General features: G+C 71.8%; 1 protein-coding gene, 1 tRNA gene and 1 pseudogene. 1 reads left to right on the top strand and 2 read right to left on the bottom strand.

All coding sequences use genetic code 11. The features are described 5' to 3' along the window. A pseudogene (locus tag AC5RUJ_RS16660) lies at positions 1-391 on the bottom strand (L-seryl-tRNA(Sec) selenium transferase); the annotation flags it as partial. Between the two features lie 34 nt (positions 392-425). Then, positions 426-520 (bottom strand) — tRNA-Sec (locus AC5RUJ_RS16655). A gap of 42 nt (positions 521-562) precedes the next feature. Between AC5RUJ_RS16655 and selD the strand changes: the two genes are divergently transcribed. Continuing rightward, the coding region (selD, locus tag AC5RUJ_RS16650) for a selenide, water dikinase SelD (protein WP_494156290.1) at positions 563-1,251 on the top strand (689 nt) is incomplete at its 3' end.

Here is a 1,251-nt window from a genome sequence, read left to right as displayed (position 1 = left end):
CGTCCAGCAAAGCCTGCCGCGCACCGGCCCCGCGCCGGGACCGTCCGCCGGTGGGCAGATCCATCTCGACGTCGACATAGCCGGCCGCCGACAGCACCGCCTGGCGTGCGGACGCGGAGAGCGGAGCGCGTCCCAGATTGGTGTGGACGATGACGCCGGTGGCGTTCAGCACCGGCCGCAACGAGCTGGCCGTGCGGGAAGCCACCGCGGTCAGAACCGTCGCCTCGACGTCTTCCGGGGCAAGGTCGCCGCGACGCGCCTGGTCCTGCACGTCCCGGACGGTGGAACGGATGACGTCGTCGCCGAGGCGCACGCGTGCGTGGAGAAGTTCCGGGTGGGCGAGCAGCTGGTCGGTGCGCGGAATGTGCCGGCGCGGGTCGTTCTGGCCCACGGCCCTCCTTCCGGGTCACCTTCAGCTGTGCAGCTGGCGGAAGCGGACGGGAATCGAACCCGCCAGGCCGAGGTACTCGGCCTCACCGGTTTTGAAGACCGGGGGGCCCACCAGGACCCGGACGCCTCCACGAGCATGGTAACACCGGCCCGCCGCTCCTATGCTGTGACCATGAACGGGATCACCGGCGTCGCAGAAGAGTCCGCAGCAGCAGTCCGGCTCACGGGATACGCACACGGCGGAGGGTGCGCCTGCAAGATTCCGCCCGGCGAGCTCGAGGACGTGGTCCGCGGCCTGACCGGCCAAACCAACCCCGACGTCCTGGTGGGGCTCGACGACGGCGACGACGCCTCCGCCGTTCGGGTCGGCGGGGACCTCGCGGTGCTCTCGACGGCAGACTTCTTCCCTCCCGTGGTCGACGACGCGTATGACTGGGGCCGGATCGCGGCGGCGAACGCCCTCTCGGACATCTATGCCATGGGCGGCCGCCCGGTCAGCGCGATCAACCTGGTCGGCTGGCCCCGGGACGTCCTGCCGATGGAACTGCTGACCGAAGTGCTGCGGGGCGGGCTCGCCGTGGCGTCCGGGGCGGGCTGTCCGGTGACGGGCGGGCACTCGGTGGACGACCCGGAACCGAAGTACGGGATGGCGGTGACCGGCATCGCCGACCCCGGCAAGCTGATGCGCAACGACGCGGCCCGGCCCGGTCTGCCCCTCACGCTCACCAAGCCGATCGGCCTCGGTCTGCTCAACAACCGGCACAAGAGGACCGGGGAGGTCTTCGACGAGGCGGTGGCGGTGATGACGCAGCTGAACCGGGAGGCCGCGGACGCGGCGGTGCGCGGCGGCGTCCGCGCGGC

This window comes from Arthrobacter sp. Y3223164, from assembly GCF_059091005.1.
The sequence above is the reverse complement of the archived record's forward strand: the minus strand, read 5'-3'. Positions and strand labels throughout refer to the sequence as shown.